General features: G+C 76.9%; 14 protein-coding genes. 6 read left to right on the top strand and 8 right to left on the bottom strand.

Annotated elements, in window-relative coordinates:
• Positions 1 to 265: 265 nt before the first annotated feature.
• The 3 genes from LY71_RS18340 to LY71_RS18350 form a co-directional block, all read right to left on the bottom strand.
• The gene (locus LY71_RS18340; RefSeq protein ID WP_106280348.1) at positions 266 to 1,120 is read right to left on the bottom strand and encodes a MaoC family dehydratase; all 855 of its coding nucleotides are present in this window, start codon (positions 1,118 to 1,120) and stop codon (positions 266 to 268) included.
• Positions 1,120 to 2,457 carry a 3-oxoacyl-ACP reductase gene (locus tag LY71_RS18345; RefSeq protein ID WP_106280350.1) on the bottom strand — a complete coding sequence of 446 codons (1,338 nt, stop codon included), beginning with the start codon at positions 2,455 to 2,457 and terminating at the stop codon, positions 1,120 to 1,122. Before LY71_RS18345 ends, LY71_RS18340 begins: the two co-directional genes overlap by 1 nt.
• Before the next feature lie 73 nt (positions 2,458 to 2,530).
• Positions 2,531 to 3,820 carry an acetyl-CoA C-acetyltransferase gene (locus LY71_RS18350; protein WP_106280352.1) on the bottom strand — a complete coding sequence of 430 codons (1,290 nt, stop codon included), beginning with the start codon at positions 3,818 to 3,820 and terminating at the stop codon, positions 2,531 to 2,533.
• A gap of 80 nt (positions 3,821 to 3,900) precedes the next feature.
• Between LY71_RS18350 and LY71_RS18355 the strand changes: the two genes are divergently transcribed.
• Both LY71_RS18355 and LY71_RS18360 read left to right on the top strand, forming a co-directional pair.
• Positions 3,901 to 4,572, top strand: coding sequence for a TetR family transcriptional regulator (locus LY71_RS18355; RefSeq protein WP_245888061.1), 672 nt, complete (start codon positions 3,901 to 3,903; stop codon positions 4,570 to 4,572).
• Positions 4,569 to 6,602: an acyl-CoA dehydrogenase family protein gene (locus LY71_RS18360; RefSeq protein ID WP_106280356.1), complete on the top strand. Its 2,034-nt coding sequence runs from the start codon at positions 4,569 to 4,571 to the stop codon at positions 6,600 to 6,602. The genes LY71_RS18355 and LY71_RS18360 overlap by 4 nt, the downstream gene beginning before the upstream one ends.
• A gap of 9 nt (positions 6,603 to 6,611) precedes the next feature.
• Here LY71_RS18360 and LY71_RS18365 read toward each other — a convergent pair whose 3' ends face one another.
• Positions 6,612 to 7,511 (bottom strand): ABC transporter substrate-binding protein, encoded by a 900-nt coding sequence (locus tag LY71_RS18365; RefSeq protein WP_106280358.1) that lies wholly within the window; start codon positions 7,509 to 7,511, stop codon positions 6,612 to 6,614.
• Positions 7,508 to 9,505: a putative bifunctional diguanylate cyclase/phosphodiesterase gene (locus LY71_RS18370; protein WP_106280360.1), complete on the bottom strand. Its 1,998-nt coding sequence runs from the start codon at positions 9,503 to 9,505 to the stop codon at positions 7,508 to 7,510. The genes LY71_RS18365 and LY71_RS18370 overlap by 4 nt, the downstream gene beginning before the upstream one ends.
• Positions 9,506 to 9,617: 112 nt before the next feature.
• Here LY71_RS18370 and LY71_RS18375 point away from each other — a divergent pair, with 112 nt between their 5' ends.
• Positions 9,618 to 10,343 carry a trimeric intracellular cation channel family protein gene (locus LY71_RS18375; RefSeq protein ID WP_106280362.1) on the top strand — a complete coding sequence of 242 codons (726 nt, stop codon included), beginning with the start codon at positions 9,618 to 9,620 and terminating at the stop codon, positions 10,341 to 10,343.
• Between the two features lie 18 nt (positions 10,344 to 10,361).
• Here LY71_RS18375 and LY71_RS18380 read toward each other — a convergent pair whose 3' ends face one another.
• Positions 10,362 to 11,897 carry an amidase gene (locus tag LY71_RS18380; protein ID WP_106280365.1) on the bottom strand — a complete coding sequence of 512 codons (1,536 nt, stop codon included), beginning with the start codon at positions 11,895 to 11,897 and terminating at the stop codon, positions 10,362 to 10,364.
• A 111-nt stretch (positions 11,898 to 12,008) separates the two neighbouring features.
• On the opposite strand from LY71_RS18380, the gene LY71_RS18385 reads away from it, so the two are divergent.
• Positions 12,009 to 13,238 (top strand): saccharopine dehydrogenase family protein, encoded by a 1,230-nt coding sequence (locus LY71_RS18385; protein ID WP_106280367.1) that lies wholly within the window; start codon positions 12,009 to 12,011, stop codon positions 13,236 to 13,238.
• Between the two features lie 123 nt (positions 13,239 to 13,361).
• On the opposite strand, the gene LY71_RS18390 is transcribed toward LY71_RS18385, so the two are convergent.
• Entirely contained in the window at positions 13,362 to 16,097 is a 2,736-nt protein-coding gene (locus tag LY71_RS18390) for a SpoIIE family protein phosphatase (RefSeq protein WP_245888062.1), read from the bottom strand.
• 106 nt (positions 16,098 to 16,203) lie between these two features.
• On the opposite strand from LY71_RS18390, the gene LY71_RS18395 reads away from it, so the two are divergent.
• On the top strand, positions 16,204 to 17,355 hold the full coding sequence (locus LY71_RS18395; RefSeq protein ID WP_245888065.1) for an EAL domain-containing protein: 1,152 nt from the start codon (positions 16,204 to 16,206) through the stop codon (positions 17,353 to 17,355).
• 22 nt (positions 17,356 to 17,377) lie between these two features.
• Here the strand turns inward: LY71_RS18395 and LY71_RS18400 are convergent, their stop codons facing one another.
• On the bottom strand, positions 17,378 to 18,301 hold the full coding sequence (locus tag LY71_RS18400) for an aldo/keto reductase (RefSeq protein WP_106280369.1): 924 nt from the start codon (positions 18,299 to 18,301) through the stop codon (positions 17,378 to 17,380).
• Positions 18,302 to 18,586: 285 nt separating this feature from the next.
• Between LY71_RS18400 and LY71_RS18405 the strand changes: the two genes are divergently transcribed.
• The gene (locus tag LY71_RS18405; protein WP_211297417.1) at positions 18,587 to 18,871 is read left to right on the top strand and encodes an HU family DNA-binding protein; all 285 of its coding nucleotides are present in this window, start codon (positions 18,587 to 18,589) and stop codon (positions 18,869 to 18,871) included.
• Positions 18,872 to 18,935: the final 64 nt, after the last annotated feature.

Raw genomic sequence — 18,935 nt, forward strand, 5'->3', positions numbered from 1 at the left:
CGGCGTCGTCGGTGCCGACCCTGGCCCGGCCGGAGCCGTTCCGCAGGTCGGGGCGGTGATCGTTGCGCAGCCGTGACCGCCCGCTTCCGCCTCGCCGACAGCGGCCCGCCGGAGCGCCCCGACGTCGCACGGGGACACCGGTGCCGGCGGCGAGCACGTCGTGGGCCGGCGGCGACGTCCTCCCGCACCGCAGCGCGTCCTCCTCGACCGCCCACCGTCCGGTGGGACGCGCCACGATCAGGTCACCTGATCCCGGCGCGCCCCCTCAGAGCGGGCGGACCGTCCCCACCAGGTGCTCCGCGCCCGACCGGGCGTTGCGGACGGCGACGTCCCAGCCCCCGCCGGACGGCGCCGTGGCCAGCTGCACCGTCGAGGGCAGGTACAGCGGCTTGCGGAACTGCACGTCGTAGGCGAACGCCTCGGGCAGCCGGCCGGCCAGCGCGCCGAGCACGCGGGCCTTGGTCCACATGCCGTGGGCGATCGCGTGCTTGAAGCCGAACGCCTTGGCCGTCAGCCCCGACAGGTGGATGGGGTTCACGTCGCCGGAGGCCCGTGCGTAGCGGCGCCCGGTGTCGTCGGGCACCCGCCAGGTGGCCGTGGTGCGGGCCGGCTCGTCCACCTCGACGTCCAGGTCGGCGGGGTCGGCACCCTCGGGCGCCCGCCCGCCGCGGGAGAGGTAGGTCGAGCGCGAGCGCCAGACCTCCCGGCCGCCGGCGCGCACCGAGGCCAGCAGGTCCACCGTGGCGCCGGCGCGGTGCGGGGCCAGGCGATCGGCCCAGACCTCGACGTCCAGCGGCGCGGCGGCCCCGACCGGCGCCAGCAGCTCGACCCGGTTGCGTACGTGCACGATGCCGGGCAGCGCGAGGGGGAACGAGCGGTCGCTCATCAGCGCCATCTGCAGCGAGAAGGAGAGCACGTGCGGGTAGGTGGCGGGCAGCACGTCGTCCAGCGGCAGCCCGCACACCCGCGCGTACCCGGCCAGGTGCGCCCGGTCGACGCCGACCCCGTGCCGGGCCAGGTGCGTGTCCGGCAGCTCGCCGCCCCGACCCCGCGCGGTGACGGCGGCCCTCGCGTACAGCGCCGCGAGGTTCGGTGCGGCGTCGAGCACGGTGGTCGGCATCAGGCCCCCAGCAGCGACTGGCCGCAGACCCGCAGCACCTGGCCGTTGACCCCGGCCGCGCCCGGCTGGGCGAGCCAGGCGATGGCCTCGGCGACGTCCACCGGTAGGCCGCCCTGCTGCAGCGAGTTGAGCCGCGCCCCGACCTCGCGGGTGCTCAGCGGCATCCGCGCCGTCATCTCGGTGACGATGAAGCCCGGCGCCACGGCGTTGACCGTCGCCCCGCGCGCGGCGAACTCCGGCGCCCACGCGCGCACCATGCCGATGACGCCGGCCTTGGACGCCGCGTAGTTCGTCTGCCCGCGGTTGCCCGCGATGCCCGACTGCGAGCTCACGCTGACCACCCGCGCGCCCGGCCGCAGCACGCCGTCGGCGTCCAGCAGCGCCCGGGTGAGGTCCAGCTGCGCCTGCAGGTTCACCGCCATGACCGCGTTCCAGCGGGCGGCGTCCATGTTGACCAGCAGCTTGTCCCGCGTGATGCCGGCGTTGTGCACGACGACGTCGACCCCGCCGTGCCGCTCGCGCAGGTGCCCGACCAGCCGACGCGGGGCGTCGGGCGCGGTGATGTCGAGCTGCAGCGCCGTCCCGCCGACCTCGTTGGCGACCTCGGCGAGCGCCTCGCCGGCGGCGGGGACGTCGACGGCGACCACGTGCGCGCCGTCGCGGGACAGCACCCGGGCGATGGCCGCGCCGATGCCGCGCGCCGCACCGGTGACGACGGCGACCCGGCCGGCCAGCGGTCGCTCGTCGTCCGCCCCGGCCGGGACGTCGGCGGGCGAGACGGGAAGCACCTGGCCGTCGACGTAGGCCGACCGCCCGGAGAGGAAGAACCGCAGCGGGCCCGCGACCGACGCCTCGGCGCCCTCGGGCACGAGGAGGAGGTTCGCCGTCGACCCGCCGCGCAGCTCCTTGGCCAGCGAGCGCACCAGGCCCTCGAGCGCCTGGCGGGCCGCCGCCTGGGCCGGTGTGCCCGCCTCGGCCGGCGGGTCGCCGAGCACGACCACCCGGCCGGTCGGCCGCAGCCGCTTCACGGCGGGGGCGAGCAGGTCGTGGGCCGCGGCCAGCTGCGCCGGGCCGGTCACGCCGGTGGCGTCCAGGACGACCGCGGCGGGGCGCTCGTCGGCGTCAGCGGTCAGCACGGTCACCCCGGCGTCGCGCAGGACGGCGTCGACCGTGTCGCGCAGCCGGCCCTCCCCCGCCGTCCCGAGCACGGCCGGGCCGGGCAGCAGCGGCTGCCCGGGCTCGTACCGGCGCAGCACGGCCGGCCGGGGCAGGCCGAGCTGCGTGACGAGGGTGGACCCGACGCCGGAGTTGGCGAAGGTCGTGTACCAGTCGCTCACGGGTGTTCCTCTCCGAGGACGTGCACGTCCACGGACGTGCACCGTGCAGTTCCGCGGAAGTGCACGGAAGGGGTCAGGACTCGAGGAGCGCGACGACGCCCTGGCCGCCGGCCGCGCAGATGGAGACCAGGCCGCGCGTGCCCGGCCCTGCCTCGTGCAGCTGCTTGGCCAGCGAGGCGACGATCCGGCCGCCGGTCGCGGCGAACGGGTGCCCGGCGGCCAGCGACGAGCCGTTGACGTTGAGCCGGTCGCGGTCGATCGCGCCGAGCGGGGCGTCCAGGCCGAGCTTCTCCTCGCAGAACGCCGGGCTCTCCCACGCCTTCAGCGTCGCGAGGACCGTGGCGGCGAACGCCTCGTGGATCTCGTAGAAGTCGAGGTCCTGCAGGGTCAGGCCGTTGCGCGCGAGCAGCACCGGCACCGCGTACGCCGGGGCCATGAGCAGGCCCTCGCCGCCGTGCACGTGGTCGACCGCGGCGGTCTGCGCGTCGACGAGGTGGGCGAGCACCGGCAGCCCGTGCTCGGCGGCCCACTCGTCGGAGGACAGCAGCACCGCCGACGCGCCGTCGGTCAGCGGCGTGGAGTTGCCGGCGGTCATGGTGGCCGCGGGGTCGTCGGTGCCGAAGACCGGCTCCAGCGTCGCCAGCTTCTCCACGGTGGTGTCCGGCCGCAGGTTCTGGTCGCGGGTGAGGCCCAGGTAGGGGGTGACCAGGTCGTCGAGGAAGCCGCGGTCGTAGGCGGCGGCCAGGTTGCGGTGCGAGCGGACGGCGAGCTCGTCCTGGTCCTCCCGGCTGATCCCCCACTCGCGGGTGGTGATCGCCTGGTGCTCGCCCATGGCCAGGCCGGTGCGCGGCTCGGCGTTGCGCGGGGCCTCCGGGACGAGCGAGCCTGGCCGGATCCGGGCGATCGCCCGGAGTCGGGCACCCACGGACCTCGCGCCGGCGAGCTCGAGGAGCGCGCGACGCAGGTCGTCGCCCACGGCGAGCGGGGCGTCCGACGTCGTGTCCACGCCGCCGGCGATGCCGGACTCGATCTGGCCGAGCGCGATCTTGTTCGCGACCAGGACGGCGGCCTCGAGCCCGGTGCCGCACGCCTGCTGGACGTCGTAGGCGGGGGTGGCCGCCGACAGCCGCGAGCCGAGCACCGACTCACGGGTGAGGTTGAAGTCGCGCGAGTGCTTGAGGACCGCGCCGGCGACCACCTCGCCCACCCGCTCGCCCTGCAGGCCGAAGCGGGCGACCAGGCCGTCGAGGGTCGCGGTGAGCATGTCCTGGTTGGACGCCTGCGCGTAGGCGGAGTTGGACCGGGCGAAGGGGATGCGGTTGCCGCCGAGGACGGCGGCCCGGCGGGGCTGGGACGAGCTCATCGGTGACCTCCGGGGTCCCTGGTTCGCCTCCCGCGCACGGGAGGCCGACATGGTGGCCGGTACCGACGGTACACGGTACCGTGGGTAACGTGAAAGCCGAGCGGGCGACCCGACGCGACCGGCGCAGCTCCCGGTGGGACGAGCACCGCCGCGCCCGCCGCGAGCAGATCGTGGACGCGACCGTCGCCGCCGTCGGCCGGTGCGGCGCGGGCGTCGGCATGGAGGAGATCGCGGCGGAGGCCGGCACCAGCAAGACCGTCGTCTACCGGCACTTCGCCGACCGCAGCGAGCTCTACGTCGCCGTCTGCGCCCGGGTGGCCGGGCAGCTGACCGGGCGGCTGCGCGCGGCGACGACCGGCACCGACCACCCGCGCGGGATGCTCGCCGCGGCGGTCGAGACCTACCTGGCCTTCCTCGAGGCCGACCCGGAGCTGTACCGGTTCGTCGTCGCCCACCCCTTCCTCGACCGGCCGGTGGACGCCGACCCGGTCAGCACGCTGTCGGACCTCGTGGGCGACCAGGCTGCCGCTCTGGTCGCCTCGACCCTCGAGCGGGCCGGCCGCGACCCGGCCGCGGCCGCCCCGTGGGGGCACGGCGTGGTCGGGATGGTCCGCTCCGCCGCCGACTGGTGGCTGCGCGCCGACCGCCCGATGCCCCGGGCCGACCTCGCCGCCCACCTCACCGACCTGGCCTGGACCGGCCTGTCCGGCCTGCTGCCCCGCACTCCCTCCCCGACCGAGGAGACGACGTGACCGCCACCCTCCCGACCACCGTCGACCCCGCCCGCCTCCAGGAGGTGCTCGACGGGCGCTGGGCGCACGTGCGCCGCGACGCCCGTGAGCACCTGGGCGACCCGAAGTACGCGCCGGTCTACGGCGAGTCGGTGGAGGAGGCCCGCGAGCGGGTCAGCCGGCTGGCCGCCGAGCTGGCCACCACCGGGCGGGTCTCCCTCGGCTTCCCGGTCGAGTACGGCGGGCAGGCCGACGCCGGCGGCTCGGTCACCGCGATCGAGATGCTGGCCCACGGCGACCTGTCGCTCATGGTCAAGGCCGGCGTCCAGTGGGGGCTGTTCGGCGGCGCCGTCCAGCTGCTGGGGACGCAGCGGCACCACGACGCGCACCTGCGCGACATCATGAGCTTCGACCTGCCCGGCTGCTTCGCGATGACCGAGACCGGCCACGGCTCCGACGTCCAGCAGCTGCGCACCACCTGCACCTACGACCCCGACACGCAGACCTTCGACCTGCACACCCCGCACGAGGCCGCCCGCAAGGACTACATCGGCAACGCCGCGCGGGACGGCCGGATGGCGGTCGTGTTCGCGCAGCTGGTCACCGGCGGGCAGGGCCGCGGCGTGCACGCCTGGCTGGTGCCGATCCGCGACGAGCGCGGCACACCCTGCCCCGGCGTCACCATCGGCGACGACGGCCCCAAGGCCGGCCTGCTCGGCGTCGACAACGGCCGGCTCTCCTTCGACCACGTGCGGCTCCCGCGCGAGGCGCTGCTCGACCGCTACGGCCAGGTGGCGGCCGACGGCACCTACACGTCGGACATCGCGAACGAGACCCGCCGCTTCTTCACCATGCTCGGCACGCTGGTGCGCGGGCGGGTCAGCGTCGGCGGCTCGGCGAGCGCGGCCACGCGGGTCGCCCTCGACGTCGCCGTCCGCTACGGCGACGTGCGGCGGCAGTTCACCGCGCCCGGCCGCGACCGGGAGGTCGTGCTCAACGACTACCTGGTGCACCAGCGCAAGCTGCTCCCCGCCCTGGCCACCTCCTACGCGTACGCGTTCGCGCAGGAGGAGCTCGTCGGCCGGATGCACGACCTGCACACGGCGGTGCACGAGCGGGGCGAGGAGGTCGACGAGGCCGCCCAGCGCGAGCTCGAGTCGCGCGCGGCCGGGCTCAAGGCGGCCCAGACCTGGCACACCACCCGCACCATCCAGACCTGCCGGGAGGCCTGCGGCGGCGCCGGCTACCTGGCGGAGAACCGGCTGCCCCAGCTCAAGGCCGACACCGACGTGTTCACCACCTTCGAGGGCGACAACACGGTCCTGATGCAGCTGGTCGCCAAGGGCCTGCTCACCGGCTACCGCGACGCGTTCGGCTCCCTCGACGGCTGGGGCCGGGTCGCCTTCGTCGCCGACCTGGTCCGCGAGACCGTGCTGGAGCGGACGGCGGCCCGCGGGCTGATCGCCCGGCTCGTCGACGCCGTCCCCGGCCGCGACGAGGACGTGCCGCTGCGCGACCGCGGCTGGCAGCTCAAGGTCTTCGAGGCCCGCGAGCGGCACACCCTCGAGGGCGCGATCCGCCGGCTGCGCCGCAACGCCGCGACCGACGGCATGGACCCCTTCGACGTCTTCAACAGCGTGCAGGACCACGTCCTGCGGACGGCGCAGACGCACGTCGACCGGATCGTGCTGGAGGCGTTCGTCGCCGGCATCGAGCGCACTCCCGACCCGGCTGCGCGGGCGCTGCTGGAGGCGGTGTGCGACCTCTACGCGCTCGCCACGCTGGAGGCCGACAAGGGCTGGCTGCTCGAGCACGGCCACCTCACCCCGGCCCGCTCCAAGGCGCTCACCTCGACGGTGAACGCGCTGCTGGGCGAGCTGCGGCCGCACGCGGTGACGCTGGTCGACGGGTTCGGCATCCCGGACGCGTGGAAGAACGCCGCGATCCTGGACGAGGAGGCCCGCCGGCAGGAGGCCATGCACCGGGAGGACACCGCCGGCCGCACGCACGGGGACACCGCGGTGACGGTCGCCGTCCCGCCGGGCCAGTGACGGCCGAGGTCACCCGGTGGGCAGGGCGCCGTTGACGGTCACCGCGTCGACGGCGCCGTGGCCGACCTCCCAGCGGTCGAGCAGCTCCTGGTAGACGCCGTCCTCGACCAGCCGCTGCAGGGCGGTGGTGAGGACGTCGCGCAGCTCGGTGCGGTCCGGGGCGACGGCGATGCCGTACAGGCCCGGCTCGTACTGGGTGTCGGACACCAGCTGGTAGCTGTTCTGCGTGCGCGGGTCGGTGGTCACGTACACGGCCGGCGGGTAGTCGGCGACGACGGCGTCGGCACGTCCGGTGCGCAGCTCGAGCAGCGCGTCGTCGTTGGTCGGCACCTCCTGGACGGCGATGCGCAGCGCGCACCCGGCCTGGGCCCGCTCCAGCAGCCCCACCTGCACGGTCCCGGCCTCGACGGCGACGCTGCGGCCGCACAGGCCGGCCAGGTCGTGGATGCCCAGCGGGTTGCCCCGGCCCACGACGATCGAGGACCCGGCGCGGAAGTAGTTGACGAAGTCGGCCTGCTGCTCCCGCTCGGCGGTGTCGGTGACCGCGCTCATCACCAGGTCGAACCGGTCGGCGGCGAGGTCGTCGAGGAGCGTGTCGAAGGGCGAGGCCTCGAAGCGCACCTCGACGCCGAGCAGGTCGCCCAGCGCGGCGCCGAGGTCGGGCTCGAAGCCGACGATCGTGCGCCCGTCGGGGCCGAAGGACGACGCCGGCGGGTACGACGGGTCGTTGGCCACGGTCAGGACGCCGGCCTCCCGCACGTCCTCGGGCAGCGCGGCGTGCAGCGCCTCGTCGAGGGCCACGGCCGGCCCGGTCGCCTCGGCGGCGTGGTCGGCCCCGTCGCACCCGGCCGTGGCGAGCACGGCGACGAGGACGGCGGCGCCCGCGAGGGCACGGGGGGAGCGGGTCACGGGAGGACCTCCACGGGGAGCGCGGGCACCAGGGCGGCCGCGCGGGTGAGCTCCGGCCACGGCAGCGGCCGGGAGAAGTGCCAGCCCTGGGCGCGGTCGCAGCCGACCGAGCGCAGCCAGTCGGCGACCTCGGGCGTCTCGACGCCCTCGGCGCAGACCGACAGCCCCAGGCCGTGCGCGAGCTCGACCAGGGACCGGACGACGGCGGCGTCCTCGGCGTGCGTGTCGACGCCGGTGACGAACGCGCGGTCGACCTTGACCTCGGTGAGCGCCAGGGAGCGCAGGTGCGACAGGCTGGCGAAGCCGACGCCGAAGTCGTCGAGCGCGGCGCCGAAGCCGTGCGCGGCCAGCTCGGCCAGGCACGCCGACGCGGCGGCGAGGTCGGCCGGCAGCGCGGTCTCGGTGACCTCCAGGTGCAGCCGCGCCGGCGGCACCCCGGCCGCGGCGGCCAGCCGGGCCACGGTGGCCGCGAAGCCCGGGGCCTCGAGGTTGCGCACCGAGACGTTGACCGACACGGTCCAGTCCTCGCCCGCGGCGGTCCAGGCGGCGCAGTCGGCCAGCGCCCGGCGCAGCACCCACTCGGTGAGCGCGCCCATGACGCCGGACTGCTCCAGCGCGGGCAGGAACTCGCCGGGACCGAGCAGCCCGCGCTGGGGGTGCTGCCAGCGCAGCAGCGCCTCGACGCCGACGGTGCGGCCGGTGGCCAGGTCCACCTGCGGCTGGTAGTGCAGCCGCAGGTCGCCGTCCTCCAGCGCGCGGCGGGCCTCGAGCTGCAGGGCCGGGGAGTGCGCCGAGGGGACGGTGGACCGCCGGTCGAAGACGACGACGCCGCTGGCGCCGCGCTTGCCCTGGTACATGGCCGCGTCGGCGCAGGTCATCAGCGTCTCGACGTCGGCGGCGTCGGCCGGGTGCATGGCGATGCCGCAGCTGGCCTCCACCGCGAGCGGGACCCCGTCGACGACGGTCTCGGCCGCCAGCGCGTCGCTGACCCGCTCGACGATCTCGCGCGCGTCGGCGGGGTCGTCCAGGCCGGGCAGCAGCAGGCCGAACTCGTCGCCGCCCAGGCGGGCCACGGTGTCCCCCGACCGGACGGTGGCCGACAGCCGCGCGCCGACCTCGCGCAGCAGCTGGTCGCCGGCGTGGTGGCCGAGCGTGTCGTTGACCTCCTTGAACCGGTCGAGGTCGACGAGGACGACCGCGCCCGGGGTGCCGCGCACGAGCTCGGCCTCGACGCGGCGGGCGAACAGCTCGCGGTTGGGGAGCCCCGTCAGCGGGTCGTGCAGCGCGTCGTGCTCGGCCTGCGCGGCCTGCCGGCGCAGCCGCCGGGTGGTCGACCAGCTGATCGCGCCGATCACCACGTACAGGACGCCGAGGCCGGCGCCCAGCCGCCAGTAGGTACGCGTCGTGGCCGCCTCCACCTCGGCGGCGACGGCGTCGTAGGGCAGCAGCAGCTCGAGGACGCCGATCGAGCGCCCGGAGGTGTCGGCCACGATGGGCTGCAGGACGCGGATCACCCGGCCCACCGCGAGGCCGTCGCCGTCGAGCAACGCCACGTCGGTGCCGCCGCCCGCGGCGAGGGTGAAGCCCGGTCCGGTGCTCGGGACGACGTCCTCGCCGGCGGGGTAGTCGGGCAGCACGCCGACCGGGCCCACGGCGCCGTCGTCGGCGAAGAGCACCGCGCCGGAGAAGTCGCGCAGCCGCAGCCGCAGGATCGACCCGCGGAAGACGGCCAGGTCGGTGGCCGCCGACAGGCGCTCGCGCTCGGCCTGGGTGAGCCCGGTGCCCAGGTCCTGGCCGCGGAGCGCCGGGCCGATCGCCATCTCCTCGACGACGGCGGCCTGGGCGCGGCCGTACTCCAGCGCGCGGTCGACGGCGTCCTGGCGGATCGCCGCGGCGAGGACGGCGCCCAGCACGACCACCGGCACGAGGCTGGCCGCGGCGTAGGCGGCGAACAGCCTGGCGCCGCCGGCCCTGGTGCGCGCGGTGCGGCTCATGGCCCCCCATCGGCCACCGCGCCGCGCCGGCCGACCCCGGCGGGGCCGGCCTCCCCCGCACGGGTGAGCGCGGTCCGGGACACCCCGGCGGCGGGCGGGAGGATGGGCACCCGTGAGCACCCTCGCCGCGGCCGCCGAGACCCTGCACGTCCCGGCGGCGGTCGACCTGGCCGCGATCGTGGTCGGCGCCCTCACCGGCGGCCTGCTGGCCGCGCGCGAGGGGTTCGCCGTCTCCGGCGTGCTGCTCCTGGCCGTCACCGGCGGGCTCGGCGGCGGGCTGGTCCGCGACGTGCTGCTGGCCGCCGGGCCGCCGGTGGCGCTGACGAACCCGAGCTACCTGCCGGCCGTGGCGATCACCGCGGCGGTGACCTTCTACTTCTCCGGCTGGCTGTCGCGGCTGACGAGTCTGCTGGTGGTGCTCGACGCGGTCACCCTCGGCCTGTTCACCGTCATCGGCGCGCAGAAGGCCCAGCTCGCCGGCCTGCCCAGCGCCTCGGTGGTGTTCATCGGCACGCTGACCGCCGTGGGCGGGGCGGTGATCCGCGACGTGCTGCTCGCGCAGCGGGCCGACATCGTGCAGCCGGGCCCGTACAACGCGGTGGCCGCGCTGCTGGGCGCCACCGCGCTGACCGTGCTCGCCGGCCCGGCCGGTCTCGACCCGATCCCGGTGGCGCTGCTGGTCATCGTCCTGGTCGCGGCGCTGCGGGTGCTGTCGGTGTGGCGCGGCTGGGAGGCCCCGGTCGCCGTCGACCTGCCCGGGCGCGCCCGCAGCCGGCTGGCGCGGACGCGCCCGGGACGCCCCGACGGACGCCGCCGGCTGCGGCGCCGCGACCGCTGAGGCCGCCGGTCCCGCGGGTCAGCGGGCGGGCGGGGGCGGGAAGCCGCCGACGAGCTGCTCGAAGGCGTGCGCCACCCGGAGGCACGTGGCGTCGGCGAACCGGCGGCCGACCAGCATCATCCCGACCGGCAGGCCCTCGGACAGCCCCGCGGGGACGCTGGTGGCGGGGTGCCCGCTGACGTCGAACGGCGCGCAGTTGACGATCATCTCCAGGCCCCGGGCCACCCGGACCTCGAGCGGGTCGTCGGGCGCCGGGATCGGCCGGGCGACCATCGGCACGGTCGGCATCACCAGCAGGTCGACGTCGACCAGCGCCTCGTCGTAGCGACGGCGGACCTCCGCGGCCAGGTTCTGCGCCATCGCGTAGTGCCGGCCCTGCTCCCGCTCCAGCGACCAGCGGCCGGCGAGGGCGACCGCGGTGACCGTGGGCGACCAGCGGTCGGCGGTCTCCCGGCGCCGCCGTCCGTAGTGGGCGACCAGCTCGGGGTCGTAGCGGCCCTCCCAGCCGTGGCCGTACCCGTTGCCCTCGATCATCTGCACGGTCGCGCCGTCGGTGGCGATGACGTTCCAGACGTGCAGCGCGTGCCGGTGCCACGGCAGGTCGACGTCGACCACCTCGACGCCCAGCTCCCGCAGCCGCCCCGCCGCCGCCCGCACGGTGTCGTCGACGCCGTCCTCGGACAGCTCCTCCCAGCCGAAGCCCTGGGCGACCACGCCGACCCGCAGGCCCGCGACGTCCCCGCCGAGGGCGGCGGCGTAGGCGTCGGGCGCCAGGTCGGCCGGCTGCCGGGGGTCCTCGCCGTCCCGGCCGGCCAGGACGTCGAGCACCGCCGCCGCGTCGGCGACCGTGCGGGTCATCGGGCCGAGGTGGTCGAGGGTCGTCTCGATCGGGAAGGCACCGGTGTAGGGGACCAGACCGTGGGTGGGCTTGTGCCCGACGATGCCGCAGAAGGCCGCCGGCATGCGGATCGACCCGCCCTGGTCGCCGCCCAGCGCCAGGTCGGCCTCGCCCGCCGCGACCAGCGCGGCGCTGCCGCTGGAGCTGCCGCCCGTCGTGCGGGTGGGGTCCCACGGGTTGCGCACCGGGCCGCTGACGGAGGTGTGGCTGCCGCCCGAGAAGCACAGGTCCTCGCAGACGGACTTGCCGGTGACGGTGGCGCCGGCGTCGAGCAGGCGGGTCACCACGGTGGCGTCCCGGGCCGGCACGAAGCCCTCGACGGTGTGGCTGCCGTTCGTCATCGGCACGCCGGCGACCGCCACGTTGTCCTTGACCGCCACCGTGCGGCCGGCCAGCGGACCGTCGGCCGCACCCCGGATCTCGGTGCGCACGTACCAGGCCCCGAGCGGGTTGTCCGCGTCGTCGGGCCGGGTGCCGGACCGGTCGGCGGGCGGCTGCGGGGCGACCTCGGCGTACAGCTCCTCGACGGCGTCGTAGGAGGTGAGGAACGCGGCGACCAGCGGGGTGTAGGCGGCCACCTCCGCCTCGTCGGGGCGCATGCCCCACGAGGAGGCGAGCGCGGCGACCTCGGTCTCGTCCGGCGGGCGTACGGCCACGGTTCCTCCTGCGGCGCTGGGTGTGGGAGGAGGCCAGCGTGGCGGGTGACCGGGACCACCGCGAGCCGGCCGCGGTCGCGCGGGCCACCCGGGCACGGCCAGGATGGGCCCGTGAGCGAGCCCGACCGCGAGCACGACGTCGTCCTCCTCGGTGCCACCGGCTTCGTCGGCCGGCTGGTGGCCGGGTACCTGGCCGAGGCCGCGCCGCCCGACCTGCGGGTCGCGCTGGCCGGCCGGTCGCGGGAGCGGCTGACCACGGCCGCCGCGGAGCTGCCGGCGGCGGGGCGGCGCTGGCCGCTGCTGGAGGCCGACACCGGCGACCCGGCGTCACTGGCGCAGCTGGCGGGGAGCACCCGCGTGCTGGTGACCACCGTGGGTCCCTACGCCCGGTACGGCCTGCCGGTCGTCGATGCGTGCGCCCGGGCCGGCACCCACTACGCCGACCTCACCGGCGAGGTGCTCTTCGTCCGCGAGGCGATCGACCGCTTCGACGCCGTCGCCCGGGAGTCCGGCGCGCGGATCGTGCACGCCGCCGGCTACGACTCCATCCCCTCCGACCTGTCGGTGTACCTGCTCGCCGAGCGGGCGCGGGAGGACGGCGCCGGCGGGCTCACCGACGTCCGGCTGGTCGCGAGCCTGCGCGGCGGCTTCAGCGGCGGCACGGTCGCCTCCATGCGCGGCCAGATCGAGGCGATGGCGACCGACCGCGCGGTGCGCCGGCTGATCGGCGACCCCTACGCGCTCTCCCCCGACCGCGCCGCCGAGCCCGGCACCCGGCAGCCCCCGGACGCCGCCCCGCCGGCCCTGGCCGCCGACGGCCGGTGGACCGCCCCGTTCGTCATGGCGCCGTTCAACACCCGGATCGTGCGGCGCAGCAACGCGCTGCAGGAGTGGTCCTACGGGCGGAACATGCGCTACGGGGAGGCGATGAGCGCCGGGCGCGGCCTCCCCGGGGCACTCGCCGCCGCCGGCATCACCACCGGCCTGGCCGCGGGGCTGGGCGCGCTCGCCTTCGCGCCGACCCGCGCGCTGCTCGACCGGGTGCTGCCCGCGCCCGGCAGCGGCCCGTCGGAGGCGGCCCGGGAGAAGGGCTTCTTCCGGATGGTCGTCGACGCCGCCACCGAGGGCGGGCGGCGCTACCGGGCGACCGCGGCGGGGCCCGGCGACCCCGGCTACAAGGCGACGTCGGTCATGCTCGGCGAGGTCGCGCTGGGCCTGGCGCTCGACGGGGACCGGCTGCCCGACCGCGCCGGCTCGCTCACCCCGGCGACCGCGCTGGACGGCGTGCTCGTCGAGCGGCTGCGCGCCGCGGGCCACTCCTACGAGGTCACCGAGATCTGAGGGCGGGGCGGGCGATGATCAGGTGACCTGATCGTCGCGCGTCCCACCTGACGGTGGGACGTCGGGTCGGACGCGCTGCGGTGCGGTCGGACGCGCTGCAGTGCGGTCCGGACGACCGCGGTGTCAGCGCACCCGGACGGCGAGCAGCGCGACGTCGTCCTCGGCGTCGGGCAGGAACAGCCGCGCGAGCACCCGGTCGCACAGCTCCTCCAGCGGCAGGCCGGCCGCGTCGCGCAGCACCGCGACCAGCTCGGCGGTGCCCGCGTCGAGGTCGCGGTCGCGCCGCTCGACCAGCCCGTCGGTGTGCAGCAGCACCGTGCTGCCCACCGGCAGGACGTCGGTGCAGTCGGTGCGCGGCCGGTCGGGGTCGACGCCGAGCAGCAGGTCGGCGTGCCCGGGGTCGAGCGCGCGGACGCCGCCGTCGGGGTCGACGACGACCGGGGGCGGGTGGCCGGCGCTCGACCAGCGCAGCAGCGCCGGCTGCCCGGGCTGCCGCTCGAGCCGCGCCACCACCGCCGTCGCCATGGCGCCCAGGTCCAGTCCCACCGCCGCCCGGTCCAGCCGGGTGAGCGCCTCGGCCGGCGAGGGGTCGCCGGCGTAGGCGATCCCGCGCAGCAGCCCGCGCAGCTGACCCATGACCGCGGCGGCGTGCCGGTCGTGGCCGACGACGTCGCCGATGGCCAGCACCGTGTGCCCGCCGGCCTCGACGAAGGCGTCGTACCAGTCGCCGCCGATCTCGGCGCCCTCGGACGCCGGGCGGTAGCGGACGACGATCTCGCAGCCCGGGGGCCGGGGCGGCGCGGTGAGCATGCTGTGCTGCAGCACCTCGGCCAGGTCGCGCTGCTGGGCGTACAGGCGGGCCGACTGCAGCGCCAGCCCGGCGCGGCGGCCCACCTCGACCGCCGTCTCCAGCTCCTCGGGGGTGTGCGGGCCACGCTCGGCGCCGTTGGCCGTGCCGAGGGCGCCGATGACGTGCCCGCGGGCGACCAGCGGCACGATCAGCGCCGACCGCGGCTCCAGCCGCAGCAGCGTCTCCCGGGCGGCGGGGTCGGGCAGCGAGCGGGCGATCCGCTCGGGGTCCAGGTCGGGCACGACCAGCGGCCGGCCGGTGCGGGTGACCACGCGGGCGGCGTGCTCGTCGCTCATCCCGGGCACCATCGCGCGCACGTAGGCGGCGACGTCCTCGCGGCGGGCCGGGTCGCGGTGCGCCCAGGCCACCTCCTGCAGCCGGCCCTGCTCCTCGGTGACCACGATCCAGCACCAGTCCGCCAGCGCCGGCACGACCAGGCCGGCGAGGCGGTCGAGCTGCTCGGTGATGTCGAGGCTGCCCGAGAGCACCTGCCCGGCCTCGGCGAGCAGCTGCAGCCGCCGGTTGGCCGCCAGCAGCTCCGCCTCGGCGGCGGCCCGCTCGGCGCGGGAGCGCATGCGGGAGACGCTGGTGGCGATCTGCGCGGTCAGCGCGTCGAGCAGCTCGGCGTCGGTGTCGGCGAAGGCGTGCTCGGTGTCCCAGACGACGACGAAGCTGCCCAGCAGCCGGCCCTCGACGCGCAGCGGGAGCGCGGCCATCGCCCGCACGCCCAGCGCCGGGCCGACCTCGGCCATCCGCGGGAAGCGCGCGACCGCCTCCTCGAGGTCGGCGAACAGGAACCGCTCGCCGTGGTGGGCGGCGTACTGGGTGGGCAGCTCGTCGTCGAGCTCGACGACCACGCCCCGCTCGCCCAGGTCCACCTCGACGTCGGCCTCGGCGGCGGCCGCGGCCACGGTGTCGGCCAGCCGCTGCCCGAGGTGCAGCCGCAGGGTGCCGTCGCGGTCGAAGGCGGCCAGCGCGGACGACGACGCGCCCAGGACCCGCGCGCCGCGCAGCGCGATCTCGGCCAGCTGGGACAGCGCCGTGGCGTTGGCGAGCTCCGCGGCCACCTGGGCCACCGCGGCGGCGCGCTGCACCGCGGCCATCCGGCGGTCGGCCTGCTCCCGGGCCTCGGTGACGTCGACGACGGTGCCGAGCACCCGCACCGCCTCGCCGCGGACGTCGCGCACCACGCGCCCGCGGGACACCGTCCAGCGGGTCCCGCCGTCGGCGTGCAGCGCCCGGCACTCGACGACGTACTCGCCCGTCCCGGCGAACGCCTCGGCCATCGCCGCCCGGACGGCGGCGTGGTCGTCGGGGTGGATCCGCTCGGCGAGCATCCGGTCGACGTCGGTGAACTCCTGGGCGCCCTCGAGGCCGTGCACCGCCGCACAGCGCTCGTCCCACGACACCACGCCGGTGCGCGGGTCGTGCTCCCAGATGCCGACCGAGCTGGCCTCCAGGGCGACGTCGAGGCGGGCCAGCGAGGCGCCGATCGCCGAGCGGGCCGCCGACAGCTCGAGCTCGGCGACCACGGAGGCGGCCAGGTGCTCGAGCAGGGCGGCGTCGTCGTCGTGCCACGCCCGGGGGGTGGTGTCGTAGACGGCGAGCGCGCCGACCACCCGGCCCGACGCCGAGACCAGGGGCGCGCCCAGGTAGGCGACGACCGCACCCGAGGTGACGGCCGGGAGGTCCGCGACGCGCTCGTCGCAGCGGCCGTCCGGCACGACGAGGACCCGCCCGTCCCGGACCACCCGCGCGGACAGTTGCCCGGTGAGCAGCGCCGGACCGCCGACGACGCCGGGCGGCAGCCCGTGGCCCCCCACGACGGTGTCCTGGTCGGTGAAGATGGTGACCTTGGCGTGGCCGGCGCCGAGCAGCCGGGCGGCCAGGCCGGAGAGCCGGTCGAAGGCCGCCGGGCCGGGCACCTCGACCAGCAGGCGGCGGGCCGCGGCGACGCGGTGGGCGTCGTGCAGCAGGTCAGGACCCTGCAACGGCACGGGGACGGACACGACCCCTCCTCGTGCGCGGGCGGCCCGAGCGGCCGCGACCGGTCATGGTGCCACGCGGTGCCCGGGATACGGACGACTGAGTCCGCTGGCGTGGTCCCCCGACGGGGTGATCCTCCGCCTGCCGCCGGTCAAGCGCGACGCCGGGGCCGACGACCACCCGGGCATGCCGGGCACCCTCACCTCGCGCCTGCCGGACTGCCGGCCGCTGCTGGCCGACCCCGCCGACCTGGGCGTCGTCTTCCAGCCGATCGTCGACCTCGCCCGGGCCCGCGTGGCCGGCTACGAGGCGCTGTCCCGCTTCCCCGGCACCGCCGGGCCCGAGGTCTGGTTCGCCGCGGCCGCCGACGCCGGGGTGGCCGGCGAGCTGCAGGCCCTCGCGCTGCACCGGGCACTGACCGCCGTCGCGCACCTGCCCCGGGACACCTTCCTGGTCGTCAACGTCGCGCCGCACCTGCTCGACAGCCGGCCGGTGCAGGCCGTGCTGGCCGGCCGGCCGGACCTGCGCGGCGTCGTCCTGGGCCTGACCGGGCACGACGTCGTGGCCGACCCCGCCGCGGTGCGCGTGCAGGTGGCCGCGCTGCGGGCCCGCGGTGCCCTGGTGGCCCTCGACGACACCGGCGGCGGCTGGTCGGGACTGGGCCGGATCGCCGCCCTGCGGCCGAACCTGGTGGCGCTGGACCGGTCGCTGGTCGCCGGGGTCGACGCCGACCCGGTGCGCCAGGCCATCGCCGAGGTGCTGTCCGGGCTGACCGGCCGGACCGACTCCTGGCTGCTCGCCCAGGGCGTCGAGACCCGCGGGGAGCTGGCCACCGTCTGCCGCCTGGGCGTCCCGCTGGCGCAGGGCTGGCTGCTCGGCCGTCCGACGTCCGGCTTCACGCCGCTGCACCCCGAGGTGGCCGCGCTGGTGCGGGCGCAGACCGCCCGCACCCGGGGAGCCGACACCGTCGCCGGCCTGCTGCGCCCGGTGCGCCAGGTGGAGGCGGCCGAGCCGACACCGGGCGTGCCGCCGGTGGTCCTGGTCGACCCGTCGGGCGCGCCGCTGGCGCTGCGGCTGGCCGACCCGCGCACCGGCGCGGTGTACACCGCTGCGGTGTCGCTGCGGGCGCACCACGGCGACGGCGTCGCCGTGACCCTGCACCGGGCGCTGAGCCGGCCTCCCGCCCAGCGCTTCGACCCGGTCGTCTGCACCGACACCGCCGGGGCCGTGCTCGGGCTGGTGCGCGTCGAGGACCTCGCCGGCGCCGCCGCGGCGCACTAGGAGGACCCGTTCGCCGCCCGCGTCAGGCGCTGGCGGCGGTCAGGGCGGCGTGCTCGTCGTCGGTGAGCACCAGGTCCTGCATCGGCAGCAGGTCGGCCAACTGGTCGACGTCGCGGCCGCTGGCGATGGGCGCGGTGACGGTCGGCCGGTCGGCCAGCCAGCGCAGCGCCACCGCGGCCGGCGTCACCCCGTGCGCGGAGGCCACCTCCGAGAGCGCCGCCAGCACCCGGTCCCCGCGCTCGCCGACGTAGGCGGCCGCACCCCGGGCGCGCGGGGAGTCGACCCGCTCGCCGGCCCGGTACTTGCCGGTGAGGAAGCCCTTGGCCAGGGCGAAGTAGGGCAGGCAGCCCAGCCCGCGGTCGGCGACGACGTCGCGCAGGCCGTCCTCGTAGACCGGCCGCTCCACCAGGTTGTAGTGCGGCTGCAGCGCCACGTAGCGGGTCAGGCCCAGCCGCTCGGAGGTGTCGAGCGCCTCCGTCAGCCGCTGCGGCGAGTAGTTCGACGCCGCGACGTGCAGCACCTTGCCCGAGCGCACCAGCTCGTCGAAGGCGGTGAGCGTCTCCTCCAGCGGCGTCGTCTCGTCGTCGTAGTGCGCGTAGTAGAGGTCGATGCGGTCGGTCCGCAGGTTGCGCAGCGAGCGCTCGGCGGCCTCGCGGATCTCCCCGGCCGCCAGCGGGTGCGCCTTCTGCTGGGGCGAGGCCTTGGTCGCCACCACCACCCGGTCGCGCAGGCCGCGCTCGGCCATCCAGCCGCCGAGGATCTGCTCCGAGCGGCCGTCGCCGTACATCTCCGCGGTGTCGACGAACGGGCGCAGGGTGCCGGGGACGGCGTCGACGAACCGGTCGAGGACGGCGTGCGACGTCGCCTCGTCGGCGGTCCAGCCGAAGACGTTGCCGCCGAGGCACAGGTCGCTGACGGTCAGGTCGGTCCCGGGCAGCTGTGGCACTCCCCCACGCTAGGCGGCCCTCCCCGGGACCGCTGCCGGGCCGCCCGGACGGCGGCTGGGGCAGGTGGGGAGAGCGGGTCTGCTGGGTGCCCGGCCGGGTGGCGACGAGGCCCTGGACTGGCCAGATCCCCCGCGGACGTGACACGGTGCCCCGGGCCGGACCACCGCGAAGGGGACCGGTCCGTCCCCCGGGCGCCCGCCCGGGGCGGCCGCCGCGCAGCGCGGCGGCACACCGGACGCGGCCCGCCGAGACCGCGCGGTCGCGACACCCACGAGAGGATCCCCGTGAACAAGGCCGAACTCGTCTCCGCCATCGCCAAGCGCGCCGACGTGCCGAGCTCCACCGTGGACGCCGTCCTCAACGGCCTCCAGGAGGAGCTCGTCGAGGCGATCACCCGCGGTGAGAAGGTCGCCGTCTCCGGTCTGCTGACCGTCGAGCGGACCCAGCGCTCGGCGCGCACCGGCCGCAACCCGCAGACCGGCGAGTCGATCGACATCCCCGCGGCCAACACCGTCAAGGTGACCGCCGGCTCGAACCTGAAGAAGGCCGCCAGCAACGTGCCGGTGTGACCCGCCGGGGTCCCCGGCGACGCACCGGTGCGACCTCCCGCCGCCGGGGCGGCGCCTGCCCCCT

It is taken from the genome of Geodermatophilus tzadiensis (assembly GCF_003002915.1).
Lineage (GTDB): Bacteria > Actinomycetota > Actinomycetes > Mycobacteriales > Geodermatophilaceae > Geodermatophilus > Geodermatophilus tzadiensis.